At 64.8% G+C, this 18,593-nt stretch carries 12 protein-coding genes and 1 pseudogene; 3 read left to right on the top strand and 10 right to left on the bottom strand.

The features are described from left to right. The first annotated feature begins 213 nt into the window (after nucleotides 1–213). Nucleotides 214–1,158, top strand: a complete 945-nt coding sequence (locus Q7W82_RS10280) for an NmrA family NAD(P)-binding protein (protein WP_242156777.1) — start codon at nucleotides 214–216, stop codon at nucleotides 1,156–1,158. On the opposite strand, the gene Q7W82_RS10275 is transcribed toward Q7W82_RS10280, so the two are convergent. The 4 genes from Q7W82_RS10275 to rsmD all read right to left on the bottom strand — a co-directional run bounded on the left by Q7W82_RS10275 (nucleotide 1,155) and on the right by rsmD (nucleotide 3,409). After that, a complete protein-coding gene (locus Q7W82_RS10275; RefSeq protein ID WP_242156775.1) occupies nucleotides 1,155–1,637 on the bottom strand; it encodes an AAA family ATPase in 483 nt (160 codons plus the stop codon). The two genes, Q7W82_RS10280 and Q7W82_RS10275, sit on opposite strands and share 4 nt — an antisense overlap. 128 nt (nucleotides 1,638–1,765) lie before the next feature. Beyond that, the gene (locus tag Q7W82_RS10270; protein WP_160947056.1) at nucleotides 1,766–2,260 is read right to left on the bottom strand and encodes a hypothetical protein; all 495 of its coding nucleotides are present in this window, start codon (nucleotides 2,258–2,260) and stop codon (nucleotides 1,766–1,768) included. Nucleotides 2,261–2,300: 40 nt separating this feature from the next. Next, a complete protein-coding gene (coaD, locus tag Q7W82_RS10265) occupies nucleotides 2,301–2,807 on the bottom strand; it encodes a pantetheine-phosphate adenylyltransferase (protein ID WP_019801822.1) in 507 nt (168 codons plus the stop codon). Further along, nucleotides 2,804–3,409: a 16S rRNA (guanine(966)-N(2))-methyltransferase RsmD gene (gene rsmD, locus Q7W82_RS10260; protein WP_242156773.1), complete on the bottom strand. Its 606-nt coding sequence runs from the start codon at nucleotides 3,407–3,409 to the stop codon at nucleotides 2,804–2,806. The genes coaD and rsmD overlap by 4 nt, the downstream gene beginning before the upstream one ends. 222 nt (nucleotides 3,410–3,631) lie before the next feature. Here rsmD and htpG point away from each other — a divergent pair, with 222 nt between their 5' ends. Next, nucleotides 3,632–5,536 (top strand): molecular chaperone HtpG, encoded by a 1,905-nt coding sequence (htpG, locus tag Q7W82_RS10255; protein WP_242156771.1) that lies wholly within the window; start codon nucleotides 3,632–3,634, stop codon nucleotides 5,534–5,536. Between the two features lie 244 nt (nucleotides 5,537–5,780). On the opposite strand, the gene Q7W82_RS10250 is transcribed toward htpG, so the two are convergent. The 5 genes and pseudogenes from Q7W82_RS10250 to Q7W82_RS10230 all read right to left on the bottom strand — a co-directional run bounded on the left by Q7W82_RS10250 (nucleotide 5,781) and on the right by Q7W82_RS10230 (nucleotide 13,661). Further along, the gene (locus Q7W82_RS10250) at nucleotides 5,781–6,359 is read right to left on the bottom strand and encodes a hypothetical protein (RefSeq protein ID WP_242156769.1); all 579 of its coding nucleotides are present in this window, start codon (nucleotides 6,357–6,359) and stop codon (nucleotides 5,781–5,783) included. A 373-nt stretch (nucleotides 6,360–6,732) separates the two neighbouring features. Beyond that, nucleotides 6,733–6,982: pseudogene (locus Q7W82_RS10245) on the bottom strand (transposase); the annotation flags it as partial. A 90-nt stretch (nucleotides 6,983–7,072) separates the two neighbouring features. After that, nucleotides 7,073–7,423, bottom strand: coding sequence for a hypothetical protein (locus tag Q7W82_RS10240; protein ID WP_242156767.1), 351 nt, complete (start codon nucleotides 7,421–7,423; stop codon nucleotides 7,073–7,075). Next, complete coding sequence (locus Q7W82_RS10235; protein WP_242156765.1) at nucleotides 7,423–8,400, bottom strand: RHS repeat-associated core domain-containing protein; 978 nt, start codon at nucleotides 8,398–8,400, stop codon at nucleotides 7,423–7,425. Before Q7W82_RS10235 ends, Q7W82_RS10240 begins: the two co-directional genes overlap by 1 nt. Nucleotides 8,401–8,429: 29 nt before the next feature. Further along, entirely contained in the window at nucleotides 8,430–13,661 is a 5,232-nt protein-coding gene (locus tag Q7W82_RS10230; RefSeq protein WP_353949517.1) for an RHS repeat protein, read from the bottom strand. Nucleotides 13,662–14,042: 381 nt separating this feature from the next. Between Q7W82_RS10230 and Q7W82_RS10225 the strand changes: the two genes are divergently transcribed. After that, complete coding sequence (locus tag Q7W82_RS10225) at nucleotides 14,043–15,065, top strand: Ldh family oxidoreductase (protein WP_242156761.1); 1,023 nt, start codon at nucleotides 14,043–14,045, stop codon at nucleotides 15,063–15,065. Between the two features lie 277 nt (nucleotides 15,066–15,342). Here Q7W82_RS10225 and Q7W82_RS10220 read toward each other — a convergent pair whose 3' ends face one another. Further along, a complete protein-coding gene (locus Q7W82_RS10220; protein WP_242156759.1) occupies nucleotides 15,343–18,219 on the bottom strand; it encodes a TonB-dependent receptor in 2,877 nt (958 codons plus the stop codon). Nucleotides 18,220–18,593: the final 374 nt, after the last annotated feature.

Here is an 18,593-nt window from a genome sequence, read left to right as displayed (position 1 = left end):
ACGCCGGTGGCGGCCGCGCCTAGAGTCGCGGCGTCGAAAATGGCTGGCCTGGTCTCGGTAGGCCCAGGCCCTTCTCCGCGCTGGCGGAGAGGCTCTGTTCGCGCCGTGCCGCGCGATTCCCCGACAGTCCCCGTGTCCATCGTCCCGGGGTCTGTCCGTGGGCCGCCTTCGACCGGGCTTGCTGCGGCGGATCCCTCCAGCAGGAGCCAACGCATGTCCCCGATTCCCCTTTCCGGCCCCCTCCTCGTCTATCTGGGCAACGGCGTGCAGGGCGCCGCCGTGGTCCGCGCCGCCCGCCAGCACGGCCTCGCCGTCCGTGCCCTGGTTCGCGAAGGCGCCGCCACCGCGGCGCTGCGCGCGCTGGGCGCGGAGGTGGTCGAAGCCGACCTGGACGATCCTGCCGCCGTGCTCGCGGCCAGCCGCGGCGTCGCCCACGCGGTCCTGCAGTTTCCCGCCGGTCCCGGCACGACGACGCTGGCGCGGGCCAGACATGCGCTGGCCGCCGCGCGCGCGGCGCGGCTGACCTCATTCGTGCTGAAACTGAGCAGCGCGCCGCTGCCGGCGCCGTGTCCCGAACCGAGCCTGCGCACCAACGCCGAACTCGCGGCGCTGGCGCGCGGCGCCGGCCTGCCCTGCGCGATCCTGTGGCCGACGCTGTACCTGGACAACCTGCTGAAGCCCTCGGCACGCACCGAGATCGTGGCCCACGGTGTGTTCGCGCCGCCGATCGCCGCCGCGCAACGCATCGCCTGGACCTCGGCCGATGCCTGCGCCGAGGCTGCACTGGCACTGCTGCGGCATGGCACGGACGGCGGCAGCTACCGGATTGCCGGCACCGAGAGCCTGACCGGCCCGGAACTGGTGCAGCGGCTCACGGCCGGGCTCGGCCGCCCGGTGTGCTATCGCGCGCAGTCACTGGACGCGTTCGAGCGCGAGGTCGATGCGGCGTTGGGTGCCGGCCATGGACGCGTGGTGGCGTCGAAGTTCCGCTTCTTCGCCGCATCCCCACAGCAGGCCGATGCACTGCTGGCCGCGCCACTGCAGGCGCAGCCTGGACTTGGGGATTTCCAACCCGGTTCGATCGATGCCTGGATCGCCGCGCATCGGCAAGCCTTCCTGGCGCCGTCCTCGGCACCGGGCGGCCTGCCCGCCGACTAGCCCAGCGACGGCGGCAATCGCGCGCGGCTGTGGCGGATCAACAGGGTCCTGGCGCGGAACGGCGTCAGTTTGGTCCGCAACAGCGCGCTCCTCGCAGTGGTCGTCGCGGCTCCAGGCAGCCGCGCCAAGCGCGGGCGACAGGCGTAAGCCTCCAGGCCCAGCCACTGCCGGCCCGGCCGCAGCACGATCTGCAGGGTGGTGCGCCAGGACGGCGCATCGATCACCACGATGTGGTCGGCGCGCGCGAGCGCCGCGTCGGCCCATTTGAACTGCGCGCCTTCGACGATCCAGCGTTCGTCGTCGACGATGCGCTGCAACAGCGACAGCGTTTCCTCGAGCGGGCGGCGCATGTCCCCCTCGGCACCGCGGACCCCGTGCAGATCGTCCAACGCGTGGCAGGCAATACGGAGACGGCGGCCGAGCCGGCGCGCCAGGGTGGTCTTGCCGGCGCCGGTGGGGCCCGTGATGCAGATCCGCATCGCCTGTACCCCGCCCGGAACTGCGGAACTGCGCGACGGCTACCAGCACGTCCGCGCGACGCGGCCGCCCGTTGCAGGCGGCGCGCCATGGCGGAGCCGGCGCGCGTCGGCGCGCCGGCCCTGCGGGCTTACTTGGCTTCGACGAAGATGTAGTCGGCGCCGGTCGGCTTGACCACGGCTTCGACGCGGGCGTTGTCGGCCGGAGCGCCGATGTAGACCACGCGCACGCCCTTCATGCTGTTCGGCTCGACCTTGGCGAACGCCGCGGCGATCAGGTCGGCCATCTTGGCCGAGGCCGAGGAGCCGAACGCCAGCATGTTGCCCGGCTGGATGCCGCGGCCGATGGCGGTGGTGGCGCTTTCGACCTGGCGATCGTACTTGGCCTGGAACTCCGGATCCGATTCCGGCGGCAGGTAGTACAGGAACGGGCTGTTGGTGACGGTGCCCATGTTCTGGATCGCCACTTCCTGCAGGTACTTCTTCCAGCCGGCGTCGTCGTCCTTGGCCGGGGCGGTCAGCGCGGGCTGCGCGTCGGCGGCCGGCTTGGCGGCCTCTTCCTTCTTGCAGGCGGTGAAGCCCAGGGCCAGCGAAGCGATCAGCAACGCGCGTGCGGTGGTATTCATGGAACGGCTCCCTCTGTGTCGTCAGTGAATGGTGGACGGCTCAGCGCTGCGCGGCGGCCTGGCGGGCCTGGACCAGCGCCTGCACCACCGACGGCGGCACGAAGCCGGAGACATCCCCGCCCAGGCGCGCGATCTCGCGCACCAACGAGGACGAAATGAAGCTGTGTTGCTCGGCCGGGGTGAGGAACAGCGTCTCCACCTCCGGGATCAGATGCCGGTTCATGCTCGCCATCTGGAACTCGTATTCGAAATCGGAGACCGCGCGCAGGCCGCGCAGCAGCACGCCGCCGCCGACCGACCGCACGAAATGCGCCAGCAGGGTATCGAAGCCCAGCACTTCCACGTTACGGTGCCCGGCCAGCGCCTCGCGGGCCAGCGACACGCGCAGTTCCAGCGGCAGGGTCGGCCCCTTGGACGGGCTCTGCGCCACGCCCACGATCACCTGCTCGAACAGCGGCGCGGCACGGTTGACCAGATCGATATGGCCGTTGGTGATCGGATCGAAGGTGCCGGGATAGACGGCGATGCGGCTATGGGCCACGGTCATGCGTCGGGTACCGCGTGAAGGTCGCCGGGAAGTGTAGCAGCGGTGCGCCGGTACAGGGCAGCGCGCACCTCGCGGCTGCCGCCCTCGCGGTACAGCGCCCAGGGTGCCGGCGGCGCCGGCCCCTGCCCGGCCGGCGACTCCAGGTACAGCCAGGCGTCGGCCGCCAGCCGGTCCGGCAGGCGTTGCAGCACCGCGTCCCACAGCCCGGCGGCGAACGGCGGATCGACGAAGGCGATGTCCGCCAGGGCCTCTGCCGGCGGCTCGGCCAGCCAGCGCAGCGCATCGCCCTGCACCACCTGCACCTGATCCTGCGCCTGTAGCCGCGCGACCGTGGCGCGCAACTGCGCCGCCTGGCCCGGATCGCGTTCGACCAGCACCGCAGCGGCCGCGCCGCGCGACACCGCCTCCAGCCCGAGCGCGCCGCTGCCGGCGAACAGGTCCAGCACGCGCGCCCCGGGCAGGACCGGCTGCAGCCAGTTGAACAGGGTCTCGCGGACCCGGTCGGAGGTCGGGCGCAGCCCGGCCAGGTCCGGCACCGGCAGCCGCGTGTTGCGCCAGCGCCCACCGATGATCCGCACCTGGCCGGTGCCGGGACGGCTCATCGGCGGCCTCGCGGGAGCCGGGACCGGCAGGACGGGGAACGCAGGAACGGCATGGGCAGCGGGCAGTGGGCGGCGCGGAAACGGGGTCCGGATCATAGACCAGCGCGGTGTCGCGCGTATGCGCAGCCCAGCGCTTGAAGCCGGCCGCGGCCGCCACCATGTCGGCCGGCAGAGCCGTGCCCTCCTCCGCGCGGCCGCCCATCCTTCATGGAGCACCTACCGATGAGCGTGGAAACCCAAAAAGAAACCCTGGGCTTTCAGACCGAGGTCAAGCAGCTGCTGCAGCTGATGATCCATTCGCTGTATTCCAACAAGGAGATCTTCCTGCGCGAGCTGATCTCCAATGCCTCCGACGCCGCCGACAAGCTGCGCTTCGAGGCGCTGGTCAAGCCGGAGTTGCTGGACGGCGACGCACAACTGCGCATCCGCATCGGCTTCGACAAGGAGGCCGGCACCGTCACCATCGACGACAACGGCATCGGCATGAGCCGCGAGGAGATCGTCGCGCACCTGGGCACCATCGCCAAGTCCGGCACCTCCGAGTTCCTCAAGCACCTGTCCGGCGACCAGAAGAAGGATTCGCACCTGATCGGCCAGTTCGGCGTGGGTTTCTACAGCGCCTTCATCGTCGCCGACCAAGTCGACGTGTACAGCCGCCGCGCCGGGCTGCCGGCCAGCGAAGGCGTGCACTGGTCCTCGCGCGGCGAGGGCGAGTTCGAAGTCGCCACGGTCGAGAAGGCCGAGCGCGGCACCCGCATCTTGCTGCACCTGAAGGACGACGAGAAGGGCTTTGCCGACGGCTGGAAGCTGCGCGGCATCGTGCGCAAATATTCCGACCACATCGCCCTGCCGATCGAGTTTCACAAGGAACACTACGGCGAGGACAAGGACAAGCCCGAGGCCCCGGAATGGGAAACCGTCAACCGCGCCAGCGCGCTGTGGACGCGCCCGCGCACCGAGATCAAGGATGAGGAATACCAGGAACTGTACAAGCACATCGCCCACGACCACGAGAACCCGGTGGCGTGGAGCCACAACAAGGTCGAGGGCAAGCTCGAGTACACCTCGCTGCTGTACGTGCCCGGCCGCGCGCCGTTCGACCTGTACCAGCGCGACGCCTCGCGCGGGCTCAAGCTGTACGTGCAGCGCGTCTTCATCATGGACCAGGCCGAGCAGTTCCTACCGCTGTACCTGCGCTTCATCAAGGGCATCGTCGATTCCAGCGACCTGCCGCTGAACGTCTCGCGCGAGATCCTGCAGTCCGGCCCGGTGATCGACTCGATGAAGTCGGCGCTGACCAAGCGCGCGCTGGACATGCTGGAGAAGCTGGCCAAGGACGACGCCGAGCGCTACCAGGGCGTGTGGAAGAACTTCGGCCAGGTGCTGAAGGAAGGCCCGGCCGAGGACTTCGGCAACCGCGAGAAGATCGCCGGCCTGCTGCGCTTCGCCTCCACCCACGGCAGCGACGGCGCGCAGACCGTGTCGCTGGCCGACTACGTGGCGCGGATGCAGGACGGCCAGGACAAGCTGTACTACCTGACCGGCGAGAGCTACGCGCAGATCAAGGACAGCCCGCACCTGGAGGTGTTCCGCAAGAAGGGCATCGAAGTGCTGCTGCTCACCGACCGCATCGACGAGTGGCTGATGAGCTACCTCACCGAGTTCGACGGCAAGTCCTTCGTCGACGTGGCGCGCGGCGACCTGGACCTGGGCAAGCTCGACAGCGAGGAAGAGAAGCAGGCCAAGGAAGAAGCGGCCAAGGCCAAGCAGGGCCTCGTCGAGCGCATCCAGAACGTGCTCAAGGACGACGTGGCCGAGGTGCGCGTCTCGCACCGCCTGACCGACTCGCCGGCGATCCTGGCCATCGGCCAGGGCGACCTGGGCCTGCAGATGCGGCAGATCCTCGAAGCCAGCGGCCAGAAGCTGCCCGAGAGCAAGCCGGTGTTCGAGTTCAACCCCGCGCACCCGCTGATTGAGAAGCTGGACGCAGAAGCCGATGGCGAGCGCTTCGGCGACCTGGCCAAGGTGCTGTTCGATCAGGCGGCGCTGGCGGCTGGCGACAGCCTAAAGGATCCGGCGGCGTATGTGCGGCGGCTCAACAAGTTGTTGTTGGAGTTGTCGGTGTAAGGCTTGATTGCGACGTGAGTGTAAGAACGAAGCCGGCGACTCGCCGGCTTCGTTTTTTCTGGATCGCGCCTAAGCGAACGTGAACCGCGAGGCAGATTCGCTGGGAGAAGACCTCGCCGGCGAAAAACTTCCAGCATGGGTTTTCCAGCCAGCGCCCGCATAAACCGGCGGGCAAGCTCCCGCCGACGCAAAGGCTTGCCATACAAGATGATGAGAGGCTCTTGAGAGACGGCCACTTAAGGAGCTACTTCAAGCCTTTCGCACCTGACAGAGATTCAAGTAAATTCTCAAAGTCAGGCTCGAAAACCGCATTGGTCAAATATTTATTACCCTCGAAGTCAACAAGCACCTGCGCCTCCGGGGATCCAACCCGATATACGTCAGACCCAATCTTCTCGAACACACCATCCAGATCGACAACGAGAGGGCACTTTTTTGAATCACCGGTATTGAATTCACTGGCGGACTCCAAGAACACCATATATGTCTGACCCATCTCCAGTTGAACATTAGAGCAGAATTTATCATACCCTACCAAGGAGACCCCAGGCGACTTCAATGTCGACATAGTCTCCCGCCCAAGTGACACCACATATATTGGATTGCAATACCCCGTCTCAGGACACGATCCGCTAATTCCCACGACTTTTCCAGCGATCACGGCTGTCGATTTTCCGAATAGCCGCTCTATTGATCTGCTTGAAGGAGATGATCCATAAGCCCCAAAAGGGAAAAAGATCAATCCAAGGACCAGAATTAGTGCAACCCTCACAATCAGCCCTCCTTTATCATCACCACGATCAGTGCCGAGGCTTTTTTTCACGTGTTTAGTGACATTCGCTTCGCCAGTGGCCGCGGGGATAGCTGGCGGCTCATCCTTAAATTATAGAAGCGACCTATCAGGCCACGAAATATAACTGGACGTCGCCACGCCCACTCCTAATCATTAGGGAGGCCCTGAACAAGCCACCGATCCAAGCGGCCTGATCGGATGCGGCTGATTGACTAGCAAATGGATGCACTTATTTGCCCTAATCCAGACCATTTCAGGCCGCAACCTGCGGAATACCCCGACCTTTCCAGTTGGCGGGCGCACCTTCCCCATCATCGCCAACAACGGCTTGCGCGCCATCCACAGGTTCCACAACGCAAACAGCACGTTCAATTGGGCATCGTTCTTGGCCAGCCCCCGCGGCGATTTCGTAAAGCGCCTCCTCCATCGCGCGGATCGCTCAGCGCATACCGCTGCTTCAGGAAGTGGATGCGCAATATCGTCTCCTGCGCATACGGACGGCGGCCTCGGCCGGCCTTCGGATAGTGCGGCTGGATCTGCGAAAGCAACGCGCTACACGGCACCACCTGGTCCATCTGCGCAAGAAACACATCGCGGCGGGTTCGCTTGCGCTCACCGGCATGCTCGGCGTAGGAGAAGCTCAGTTGCGTCATGTCTCACGCCCTCGATCACATCCGCATAGTGTCGCCGATGTGCGGAGGCTTGTTCAGAGCTTCCCTAATAGAGCGACATCGAAGCCACCATCACTTAGTCATGCCCAGACGACTTTCCAGCATGGAAATGAGCTGATGTAAATCACGCCCCCCCACATCCTCTCCAAAGCTCCGCTGAATGAACTTACTTATAATTTCAGACAACTCCCCCCCATCAAACCCAGAATCAGACTCCACCAACTTGACAGGAGTAACACCACTCAACTTCAGACCATGAAACTCAACAACATCTGGCGTCGCGGAGAAATCCAGCCTTTTCCCCAATGAATCAAAGACAGTGTAACTAGCAACATCGGGAGACTCAACATACCTAACAAGTGAATTTTCAGAACCAAAGAGATTTATATCACCACCATCAATAAGTATAAAAGGAGGCCTCATCAGAATTTGTCCCAAAAAGATTTATCTGTAGATTTTGATTCCCATGGCCGATGCCGTCCTATACCCTGACCCGGAAGCGTCTCACCCTTCACATCTGTCACTCTTCGATGGTAATGCGGCCACCTTCCAATAGGATGGCCCGTTCTATTTCCAAATGGCGCAATACGGAAATTTTTTCCACCGTTTATTTCGTAGCCAAGCCTAATAAACCTGATCGCCGTACCTGCAGCCGACAAGGCAGCAGGGAATCTTACAACAACGTACCCCACCGCTAAGGCCCCCATCCCCACAAGAGCCCCACCACCCTGAGCCTCATAGTGCTCCATTAACTCATCTTTACTTATTTTTCCTTGAGCGTAGAGATTTTGCTGCCTGATGGTCGCGCAGTCAGCTGGAGACTCACAAAACATAGGTATTGAGGTCAAATCAGCCGCTGCGAAGGCGGCACTAGGATCAAAACCAAGTTGAGCCTCTATGTACGCTTGATGCACAACAGATTGCGCGCCTCGCATCGTTGGTCCAGGACCCTGGGTAGTAAAATCCCCCGAACTAACACATGTCCCATCTTTACTCTCTATATGTGAACCAGTACATCTTCCATCTGAATCCGAAAAAGCATAAGGGTTATCATTCCCGTACCAATACCCATTGAAATTCCTGTCTTTATAGCTATCAGTACCTACCGGATCCAAACTCAAAAACCGCCCCAAGTTCGGATCATAGTACCTCTGCTGCATGTAAGTTAGACCAGTCGCCGCATCCTGCACGTGCCCGGTAAACCCAGGCCCATCAGTCACAGGCCGATTGAGCAACTTGCCGTAAGGTTCGTACTCGCTTGTCTCAATGAGGTTGCCGCTGGCGTCGGTCACCGCGATCGGCGTGCCCAGCGCATCGGTGTGGAAGTACTCCACCGTTTCGGCCAGCGCTTGCAGCGGGAGCGCAAGCACCAGCACCCAGAGCAACCCGATCCACGACATGACGCTTCCTGCTTTCTTGTGTCGGATGCTCACTTGCCCTTCCCCCCTTCCGCCGTCGGCGTGAAAGCCGCCGACCACGCCGAACAGCCGTTGTCGTTGCAGGCACGTACCTGCACGGTGTTGACCGAGCCGGTCTTGTTCAATGTCACGTTGGTGTTGGGGCCGGAATAGCTGACAGCACCCGTGATCTCGTAACGCGTTGCGCGCGCGCTGGCGGTCCAGTCGAGTTCGAACCTCACCGGCGACGTATTGAGGTAGCGGTAGCCGCTGTTGAACGATGGCGTCGCCGGCGGGGAGGTATTCACCACCGTGGTCTGGGTGTTGGAGTAGGGTCCGCAGCCGGCCACGTTGCAGGCCTTGGCCCGGTAGGCATAGCTGCCGTTGCCCTTGCCGGAGAAGGCCTGGCTGGTGGCGTTGGCGTTCTGCGTGGCCGTCCAGCCACCGCCATTGGCGCTTTCTTCCAGCGTGTAGCTGCTGGCGGTGGCCACGCCGCTCCAGCTCACTGTGTAGCCGTTGACGCCGGCACTGGCCGGAGCGCTCAGGCTGGGGGCGCCGGAAGGGGCGAAGATGACCTGCGTGGAGGCGTTGCCCGAGTACGGCCCACAGCCGGCCGCGTTGCACGCCTTGATCCGGTAAAGGTAGGTGCCGGCGCCGCGACCGCTGACGCCTGCGCTGGTCCCGCCCACCGAGGCGATCCCGCTCCAGTTGCCGCCGCCGTCGCTGCTCTCTTCCAGGTTGTAGCTGACCGTGGTGGCGACCGTGCTCCAGCTGAGCGTGTAGCTGCCGGTGGTGTTGGTCGCTGGCGCACTCAACGACGGCGCCGAGCCCGGCGCATAGACCGCCTGCACCGTGCCGGTCCCCGAGTACGGGCCGCAGCCGGCGGGATTGCAGCCCCGCACGCGGTAGGCGTAGCTGCCGGCGGCCTTGCCGCTGTAGGCGTTGCTCTGCGCGCTGCCGCTGTAGGACACGCTCCAGTTGCCGCCGTTGGCGCTTTCCTCCAGCGAGTAAGTGGCCGCGCCGGTGACCGTACCCCAACTGATGGTGTAGTTGCCGACCACACCGGTGGCGGGCACGCTGATGCTGGGCGCGTCGCTGGGCGCGAACTGCACCACGGCCGTTGCGGTCGCGCTCCACGCGCCACAGTAGCTGCCCAGGCAGGCGCGCGCGCGATAGGCATAGCTGCCGGCCGACTTACCGGAGATCGCCTGGCTGGTCGCGGTGCCTGAATACAGCGCCGCCCAGTTCCCGCCGCCGGCCTGCTCCTGCAGCTCGTAGCGGTTGGCCGAGGCTACCGTCGTCCACTGCACGGCGTAGCTGCCGGAGCTGCTGTAGCCGGGAACCGTCACGCTGGGCGAGGCCAGCGTCGGCAGGTTGCTGACCTTGGCCAGCAGGCTGCCGCCCAGGTAGACGTACTCGGAAATCTTGCCGACGCGCTCGTCGCGCTGATAGCGCAGCACGCCGTCTTGCCCGTACAGCGAGACGATGTCGCCCAGGCTTGGGCTGCTCGCCAGCACGCGGCGGCCTTGCGCGTCGTAGCGGTAGGTTTCCACGCCGGTGACCTCGCGCAGGCGGTTGCCCTTGTCGAACACGTAGTTGACGCCGTTCTTGTTGGACAGGTTGCCCTGCGCGTCGTAGCTCAGGCCGATCACCGCCGAATTGTCGGAACTGTTGTTCACGCTCAGCAGTTGCCGGTTGGCGTTGTAGAAATAGCTGTAGTCGCGGCTGCCACCCACCTTGACCGCCGTCAGGTCATCGAGCACGTTGTAGCTGTAGCGCGCTAGGTTGTCGCCACCGAACATCGCCGACTGCGTGCTGATCAGACGATCCAGGCCGTCGTAGCCCATGCTTCGCGTCTGCCGCCCACGCGCGTAATCCGTGATGGCGCCGACGTTGCCGTTGGCGTCATAGGTATAGCCCAGGTCGAGCGGATTGCCGCCGCCGCTGTCGCTGCTGCGAGACGGCAACTGGCGTGCGTTCTGCGCCATGGTGTGCACGATGCCGTTGCCGTAGGTGAACTGCTTGATCGCCCCGTTGGGGTAGTAGCTCACGCCCAGCGCATAGCCATTGGCCTGGGTCGCCTGGCCCAGGGCATTGGGCGCATAGTTCAACGCCAGTCCCGATGGATAGGTGACCCCGGCCGGATGGCCATCGGCCGTATAGGCATAAACGAGGCTCAAGCCGCTGGAACCTGGTTGCGTCATGCTCTCGCTCAGCAGCAGGCGGCGCTTGTTGTAGGTATACGTGTTAACCACGGCGTTGCCGCCGTTGCTGTTGTTGGTGGTGACCTGTGCCGGCAGGCCATCGGCGGTGTAGACGAAGGACTGGTTGCCGACACCGTCGGGGAACGCCAGCGTGGCCAGGTGGTTGCGTGCGTCGTAACTTCTGCCGACCTTGGCGCTGGCGGCGACGTCGGTGCGATTGCACGAGGACGTCGAGGTGTAGCTCTGCCCGCCGGCCGACCAGGCCAGGTTGCCGGCGGCATCGTAGTCCATCACCGTCGCGCCGGTCTCCGGTTCGACGGTCTTGCATAGTTGCTGGTAGTCGTCGTAGACGTAGTTTCGGGTCACCGCCAGCGAGCTGTCGCCATTGCGGCGATGGATCGCCAAGGTCTTGCCGAACACATCATGCGGAATCTCGGTAACGGCGCCTTCCGGATGCATGATCCACACCGGCTTGCTGTAGTCCGGTTGGTCGAATACCTGGAAGCCTGTGGTGGTCTGTTGGCCACGAGGATTGGTCACCAGGGTCCGGATACCACTCAAGTATTCGGTCCGTGTCGTCAACAGGCCCAATTCGCTATCCTGCGAGACCGACGTGGTACGGCCAAGAGCGTCGTACTCGGTCCAGGTCCCCGTACTGAGCGTATCGCTGCTGCCGGGATAGGAACTGAAGGTGGTGCGGCCGTCGTAGTCGTAGGCGAACTTCTGGAAACGCTGCGTCGCGGCTTCGTTGCCGGCATCGAACTCACGGGTCAGCACCGGGCGCCATAGCGCATCGAAATAGGTCAGCTTGCGCGCGTTTCCGGTGGCCACGGTCTGCCGCCAATGGCCGGCATCCAGCCCGTACTCGCTGCCGCTGACCTGCTCGAATGCCTGCGTGGTGGCGTTCCAGGAAACGGTGTCGTTGGCCGGATAGGCAATGCTCGACAACCGGCCCATGGTGTCGTAGCCATAGCTGGTGGTGTAGCCGTTCTCGTCCGTGGTCGAGGTGATCCAGCCGCTATCGTTGACCGTGGCCGATTCGGTTGTGCCGTCGGCATAGCGGATCGATTGCGGAACGCCGCGCTTCCAGTTGGACAGCGTGGTGGTGTTGGCGTTGCCATCCTTCGCCGTCGCCAGCGTACCGTCGCTGTTGTAGCTCAGGCTTAGGCGCAACTTGCCGAACGACCAGCGCTGCGCCGGCATCGCATTGCCGTCGAAGCTGGTCTGCGACTCCACCAGTCCCGTATCGCTGTTGGTGCTCTTTGCGCTCTGGCCAAGGATCCACTTTCCCAGGTCGTCGTAGTACTCGGTCGCATCCGTCCGCGAGTGCCACGGGCTTGCACGGGTGACGTTGAGCGTCCGCGCAAAGGCATCGAAACCATTGGCGGTCCAGGTATAGGAGACACCGTCCTGCACGATGGTCCTGATACGCAGCGGCCGCAGCACATTGGTCAGCGGATTGGGAATGCCGAGCAAGGATTGGCCCATCTCGGCCGGAAACGGCTGCGCGGCCACGTCGCCGTCGGCGAAATAGCTATTGCTGGTCTTGGACAGCGTATTGCCGCTGGCATCCAGCGCCGTGGTGCTCAGCAGGCGTCCGTCGTTCAGCCCGTACATGAAGCCGAACTCGTAAGCCGTGGCTGTACCGTCGGGATTGGTGACTTTGACCGTCTTGCTCGGTACACACGTCGGGCAGGGATCGGTGGCTTGACCCGAGGTGTAGAACTTCGTGGCAGGCGTGTCGGCAGCATAGTTCCAGGTCTGCTGTGCCAGGCCCGGCCCCGTCACCGTCTTTGACGTCAGGACGTAGTTGTCGAAATAGCCAGGCACATAAGGAACAGGGGGTTGCTGCCCGGCAGGCACTGCGCACCGGATGATGGGTGTGTGATTGCGGTATTGGCGCTCGTAACCGAAGGCAAAAACGCCGACAGCGCCCGACGGATGCGCGACCTGCAACGACACCGCGCCATTCATCGGGTCTGGCTCGGATGCGCAGTTGCTGGCGCCGCCGCCGGCCGGCGGCTCGCGCGTCGGCAGCATGTTGCCGCTGGCGATGCTGTAGATCCACTGCGACCCATCAGGCTGGGTGACCGTCTTCAGGCGATAGGCGCCCTGCGGCGTCGGATACGCCGTACTGAGTTCGTACCCATAGGTCCAAGTCTGACCGTTGGCCTGGACGCTGCTGATCAGATCGCCGTTGTAGTTCAGCGCGATGGCACGACCGTCGCTGGATTGGATCGAGGACAGCTTGTCGCCGGTGTAGCTGTACGTCACCCAATTGCCGAAGCGATCCTCGACACGGCTGGCCATCAGTGCGATGCGCGCGCGAGGCGCCAAGCTCCCGGTCCCCTGAAACGACATGGCGTAGGGCTTGATTTGCGTCGCAATGGCATAGTCGAAGTAGTACTTGACTCCCGCCGGCGAGATGGCGAGAAATCCTTCGCCTGGGTAGTTGCTGACGCTAGCCAGGCAGCCCAGGCGCCAGCCATCCTTGGTGATCCAGGGACGGCTGACGCCGTCGGTGGGGCGCGGCGTCTTGGTTTGGTTATCGACCAGCATTTCCTGCTCGCCGGCTCCCGGGACATGCAGGTAGTAGCCATGCCAGACATCATCGGCGGTGCCGGGATAGGTGATGCCGTTGACCGTCATCGCCGCATCCGGCCGACTCGGCATGGAGCAACGCGCCGCGGGCGAACTGCTGGTCGTCATCCAACCCTTTTCGGCCAGGAACTCGCCGTAAACACGCGGCGTGTCGATTTCCCAGTCGCCAAACCCTTTCGCGACGTACTCCTGGCGACGGTTCATCACCTTGAACTCGCGTCCGAGCGAGACCGGCAGTGCATTGTTGCCAGGCACGCTCACATCGGTCGCGTGGAAGCTCACGCTACGGTCGTACAGGCTGACGCTTTCGCCGAAGATGTCGCCCTTCAATGGGCCGACCACCTGCGACGCCTTGATTTTCTTTTCGTATTCCTCGTAGGGCGCCACGTCGTCCGCCGCGTAAACGCGCGCGCACAGGCATAGCAATACCATGCCGATCACCAGCCTCGCCTTGAACATCGCTTGCCTCTTCCCTTTCAGCCCGTTACGGGCCGAACTCCCTGAACGATCGCGAGACTCCAGCGAATATCGCGATAACCAAAATCGCAACAACACAAACCCATCGCGCCAAGGCGCGAGGCAAGCGGTCAAACGAAAATCCCCTGCGGGCCAAGCAATGGCCGTGGCCGGATTATCGAGCCGATTCAGGGATAGCTGTCAAGGAAATTCTTCAGTACCCCCGCCGGCGGCGCTGTCTCCCGATTCGAATGGCGAACGTGGCCGCGACCCAACGCGCCTTGCTGCACCGGAGTCGAGCCGCTCGGTTCGTGCTGACACCCTCAGGCTTCTCACCACGTCCAGCGCAGGCGAGAATCCGGCACTCCCCCCTGCTTTTTCTCAATGAACCGCAGCGACACCATCCCCCTGTCCCTGGACCAGGCCACCACCCTGGTCGAACGCATCCTGACCCACAACGGCTTCAGCCCGGCGCACGTGCAGGCGCTCACCCACACCATCGTCGCCGGCGAACGCGACGGCTGCGCCTCGCATGGGCTGTACCGGACCCTGGGTTGCGTGGCGACGCTGCGCAACGGCAAGGTGATGGGCGATGCCGAGCCTGTCGTGCACGACCATGCGCCCGGCATCGTCCGGGTCGATGCGCGCGGCGGGTTTTCGCTGCTGGCGTTCGAGCGCGGGCTGCCGCTGTTGATCGAGAAGACCCGTGCCAATGGCCTGGCAGCACTGGCAATCAACCATTGCGTGCATTTCTCCGCGCTGTGGCCGGAAGTCGAGCGCATCACCGATGCCGGGCTGGTCGCGCTGATCTGCAATCCCAGCCACGCCTGGGTCACGCCGGCCGGCGGGCGTACGCCGCTGCTGGGCACCAACCCGCTGGCGTTCGGCTGGCCGCGCATGGATGCGCCGCCGTTCGTGTTCGACTTCGCCACCAGTGCGGTGGCGCGCGGCGAAATCGAGCTGCGCCGCCGCGCCGGCCAGTCGATTCCCGAGGGCTGGGGCGTGGACGCCGCTGGTGCACCGACCACCGATCCGGCCGCGGTCGCCGACGGTGGCGCGATGCTGACCTTCGGCGGACACAAGGGCTCGGCGCTGTCGGCGATGATCGAGCTGATCGCCGGCCCCTTGATCGGCGACCTCACCAGCGCCGAATCGCTGGCCCACGACGCCGGCGCCGGCGCGGCGCCCTACCACGGCGAATTGATTTTGGCGCTGGATCCGGCGCGCTTTCTTGGGGCCGACCGCGCCGCGCACCTGGCCCGTGCGGAAGCGTTCTTTGCCGCCTACGAGGCCACCGGGGCGCGGCTGCCTTCGCAGCGGCGTTACCAGGCGCGGGCACGCAGTCACAGCGAAGGCGTGCAGATTCCGCAGGCCCTGTATCAGGACCTGCTGGCCTTGCTCGATTGAAGGCACCTCGCGTCATGCGGGTTGCCGCAGTCGCGGGGAACACGTGGTGATGGCGTAGGAGCGGCTTCAGCCGCGACGGCATTACCGCTATCGCGTCGCGGCTGAAGCCGCTCCTAAGGATGGCCTTTCATCTTTACTGGCAGGCGGCACGATCGTGTGATGCGCCGTGCCGGTTCATTACCGCCCACGTGGAACCGGGCCGGCCGTGCGTACCGCGGCGTGCTCCCCACCCGCCCCGGCACCGCCGACCCGATCGCCTGCGCAACCAGGCTCCGCCTCAGAACTTCACCGTCGCCCGCGCCCAGTAGTAGCGACCGAGCAGATCGTAGGTGGCCACGTCGGTATTGGCGTTGGTGACGTTGTTGGCGTAATACAGTGGCGGCTGCCGATCGGCCAGGTTGTCCACGCCGACTTCGAAACGCGTCTTCCACGGCTTGACCTGATAGCCCACCTGCACGCTGTGGTAGACGTAGGCGCCGATGTCGCGGACCACGGCGGGCTGGTCGGCGTCGGCCGACAGGCTCTGGCGGGTATCGGCGCTGCCGATCTCGGTGCGGCCGATGTAGCGCACGCGCCACGACGCGCTCCAGTCGCCCAGGTTCCAGTTCAGCGTGCCCAACGCGCGCCAGCGCGGGAAGTTGCCGTAGGCGTAGGTGTACTTGCCAGCGTTGTGGATGGTGACGGTGCTGGGGTCGGTGGTGTCGGGGTTGATGTCGTAGCGGATCACGTAGGTGCCGTTGAGGCCGGCGCTGAAGCTGCCCCAGGCGGTCTCCGGCAGCCGATAGGTGAGGCTGAAGTCCGTGCCGCTGGCCCACAGCTTGCCCAGGTTCACGGTGGGCTCGGCGATGTAGTTGACGGTGCCGTTGTCGTTGCGATGGATCAGCGCGCAGAACGCGCTGGCGTCGTTGGCGTAGCACTGGTTGAGCACGGTCTGCGCCGACACCTGGGTAATGGTGTCCTTGAGGTTGATCTTCCACAGGTCCGCGCTCATCGACAGGCCCTCGACCCAACCCGGGTCGTAGACCACGCCGAAATCGTAGGACATGCCGGTCTCCGGCTTGAGCTGGTAGCCGGCCACCGCCGCGCCGGAAGCCTTGGCGCCGACCTGGTTGTCGGCCTGCTGGTAGCTGCCGTCGGTGGGCACATTGGCGCAGGCCGCGGCATGACCGCCGGTATAGCCATTGCACGGATCGGTGACCGACGGCGAATCGCCAGCCACGCCGGCATACAGTTCGCTGATGTTGGGCGCGCGGAACACCTGCGAGGCGGTGCCGCGCAGCAGCAGGTTCTCGATCGGGCGGTACTCCAGCGACACCTTGCTGTTGGTCTTGCTGCCGACGGTGTCGTAGTCGGAGAAGCGGCTGCCCACGGTCAGGTTGAGCGAGTGCACGCCGGGCAGCCCGGCCAGCAGCGGGAACAGCGCTTCGGCATAGGCCTCCTTGACGCTGAAGCTACCGCCGAGCACCGAGGCGCAGTACTCAAGCACGCCGCACATGCCATTCTCGTCGCCGGTCCACAGCGGATCGGCGGCAGTGCTGGTGCTTTCCTTGCGATAGGAGACCCCCACGGCCAGGCTCGCGGTGCCGGCCGGCAGCGCGAACAGCTCGCCGTTGGCATTGGCCTCGAACTGCTTGACCGTATAGACGTTGGTGACGATCGGGTTGACCACCAGCGCTTCCAGCGCGGCCTTGTTGCTGGCGGCGTTGAGGTTGAACACGTCGATCGGGGTGCAGCCGGCGATCACCGCGCCGGCGCTGCCGCACTTGACCGTGCCGTCGGCGGCCAGGAACGACGGCCCCACCGCGGCATTGAAGCCGGCGTAGTCGAGGAAGCCCTGGTTGATCGACTTCTGCTTGACCTTGCCGTAGTTGAGGCTGGCATCCCACTGCCAGGAACTGTCGCCAAAGCTGCCGCGCAGGCCCGGATTGATCTGGAAATTGTAGGTGTTGTACTGGTATTGCCGATTGCCGAGCACGGTGGCGCGGGTATTGAAGTTGTTGTACGAGGTGCCGGTGCTACGGTCGGTGCCGAAGTTGACCCCGAACGGGTTGTAGTAGCTCGCGGAGGAGACCAGGAAGTTGTCGCCGTTGGCGAAGATCGGGATCGGCGCGATGATCGAGGACGAGGTGGTCTTGCTGAAATAGGTGTTGACGTAGCCTTCCAGGTGATCGTTGAAGCGGTAGCTGCCGAGCACGAAGGCGTTGGTGCGTTCCTGTGGGGTCTGCAGCAGGTTGTACGGCTGGTAGTTGTAGGAATCGGTCGAGGCGACGTAGCAGTGGTACTGGCTGGCGTTGGTGGGACTGCTGCTGCCGCCGTTGAAGGTGACCCGCGAACAGCCATTGCTGGCCGCCAGCGCCTTGGCCGCGGCCGAGCCGTCGTTGAAGCTGATGCTGCCGGTCGGCGTGGCCGAGGAGCCCTGCTTCACGCCGACGCCATCGATCAGCGACAGCGCGTCCTTGGAATACGCACGCGCGCCGGCCGAGACCGGGTCGATGTCGTGGTAGGACAGGCCGGCGACGATGCTGCCGCGCTCGCCGATCTTGCCGGCGGTGAGCGAGAAGTTGCGGCGGTTGCCGTCGCTGCGCGAACTGGTGCCGAAGTCGGCGCTGGCCTCGATGCCATCGAAGCCCTTGCGCAGGATGAAGTTGACCACGCCGCCGATCGCGTCCGAGCCGTACACCGCCGAGGCGCCGTCGCTGAGCACTTCCACCCGCTCGATCATGGTCGCCGGGATCGCGTTGACATCGTTGCTGGCCAGGCGCGTACCGTTGACCAGCACCAGGGTTCGCTTGTCGCCGAGACCGCGCAGCGAGATCACCGAGGCGCCGGTGCCGCCGCCATTGTTGGTGTTGGGATTGGTGGCGTTGCCGGCGATCGACGGCAGTTCCTGTACCAGGTCGCCCAGCGTGGCCTTGCCGGTGGCTTCGATCTGTGCGCGGCTGATGGTCACCACCGGGTTGGCGGTCTCGGTGTCGACGCGGCGCAGGCGCGAGCCGGTGACCACGATGCTGTCCAGGGTCTGGGTGGCGCTGTCGGCACTGGCCTCCTGCGCCTGCGCCGCGCCGGTGCTGCCCAGCGACAAGGCGGTGGCGACCGCCAGCGCCAGCGGCGTCGCGGCATGGCGGAAACAAGGGCGTGACGGCGAAGACGACATGAGTGAACTCCTGGAGGATGGCGAGACGGGACAGTGGACAAACGCAGGCCGAACGACGCCGTGCCGGCGCCATGCCGACGGGCGGACCTGCTGGACGGTGGCGCCTGCGCGGCGCCTGCGGTGGCGTGCCTGCACCGGACCACGACGGCCTGGCGCACAACGGGGAGGCGATCTCCTGCGCGCACGGCCGGTGCGCGGCTCCCCGTTCCTGCGATGACGTCCGACGACGCTGGCGGCGCTCCGGTGGCGCGCGCCGGCGCCACGGCCGGTGCAACGATGCGATCAGATTTTCATCACACGGTCACAACTGTGCCGTGGATGCGTGGCCGCGTCTTGTCGCGATTCGCGGTTTCGCGTGCGGAATCATGCATGGT

Source organism: Xanthomonas indica, from assembly GCF_040529045.1.
Lineage (GTDB): Bacteria > Pseudomonadota > Gammaproteobacteria > Xanthomonadales > Xanthomonadaceae > Xanthomonas_A > Xanthomonas_A indica.
This window is presented reverse-complemented; position numbering and strand designations above follow the sequence as displayed.

What these genes read in the sequence shown, in the direction of transcription:
- Q7W82_RS10280 (WP_242156777.1), top strand. Translation starts at nt 214, where the DNA reads ATGTCCCCGATTCCCCTTTCCGGCCCCCTCCTCGTCTATCTGGGCAAC.
- Q7W82_RS10275 (WP_242156775.1), bottom strand. Translation starts at nt 1,637, where the DNA reads ATGCGGATCTGCATCACGGGCCCCACCGGCGCCGGCAAGACCACCCTG.
- Q7W82_RS10270 (WP_160947056.1), bottom strand. Translation starts at nt 2,260, where the DNA reads ATGAATACCACCGCACGCGCGTTGCTGATCGCTTCGCTGGCCCTGGGC.
- coaD (WP_019801822.1), bottom strand. Translation starts at nt 2,807, where the DNA reads ATGACCGTGGCCCATAGCCGCATCGCCGTCTATCCCGGCACCTTCGAT.
- rsmD (WP_242156773.1), bottom strand. Translation starts at nt 3,409, where the DNA reads ATGAGCCGTCCCGGCACCGGCCAGGTGCGGATCATCGGTGGGCGCTGG.
- htpG (WP_242156771.1), top strand. Translation starts at nt 3,632, where the DNA reads ATGAGCGTGGAAACCCAAAAAGAAACCCTGGGCTTTCAGACCGAGGTC.
- Q7W82_RS10240 (WP_242156767.1), bottom strand. Translation starts at nt 7,423, where the DNA reads ATGAGGCCTCCTTTTATACTTATTGATGGTGGTGATATAAATCTCTTT.
- Q7W82_RS10235 (WP_242156765.1), bottom strand. Translation starts at nt 8,400, where the DNA reads ATGTCGTGGATCGGGTTGCTCTGGGTGCTGGTGCTTGCGCTCCCGCTG.
- Q7W82_RS10230 (WP_353949517.1), bottom strand. Translation starts at nt 13,661, where the DNA reads ATGTTCAAGGCGAGGCTGGTGATCGGCATGGTATTGCTATGCCTGTGC.
- Q7W82_RS10225 (WP_242156761.1), top strand. Translation starts at nt 14,043, where the DNA reads ATGAACCGCAGCGACACCATCCCCCTGTCCCTGGACCAGGCCACCACC.
- Q7W82_RS10220 (WP_242156759.1), bottom strand. Translation starts at nt 18,219, where the DNA reads ATGTCGTCTTCGCCGTCACGCCCTTGTTTCCGCCATGCCGCGACGCCG.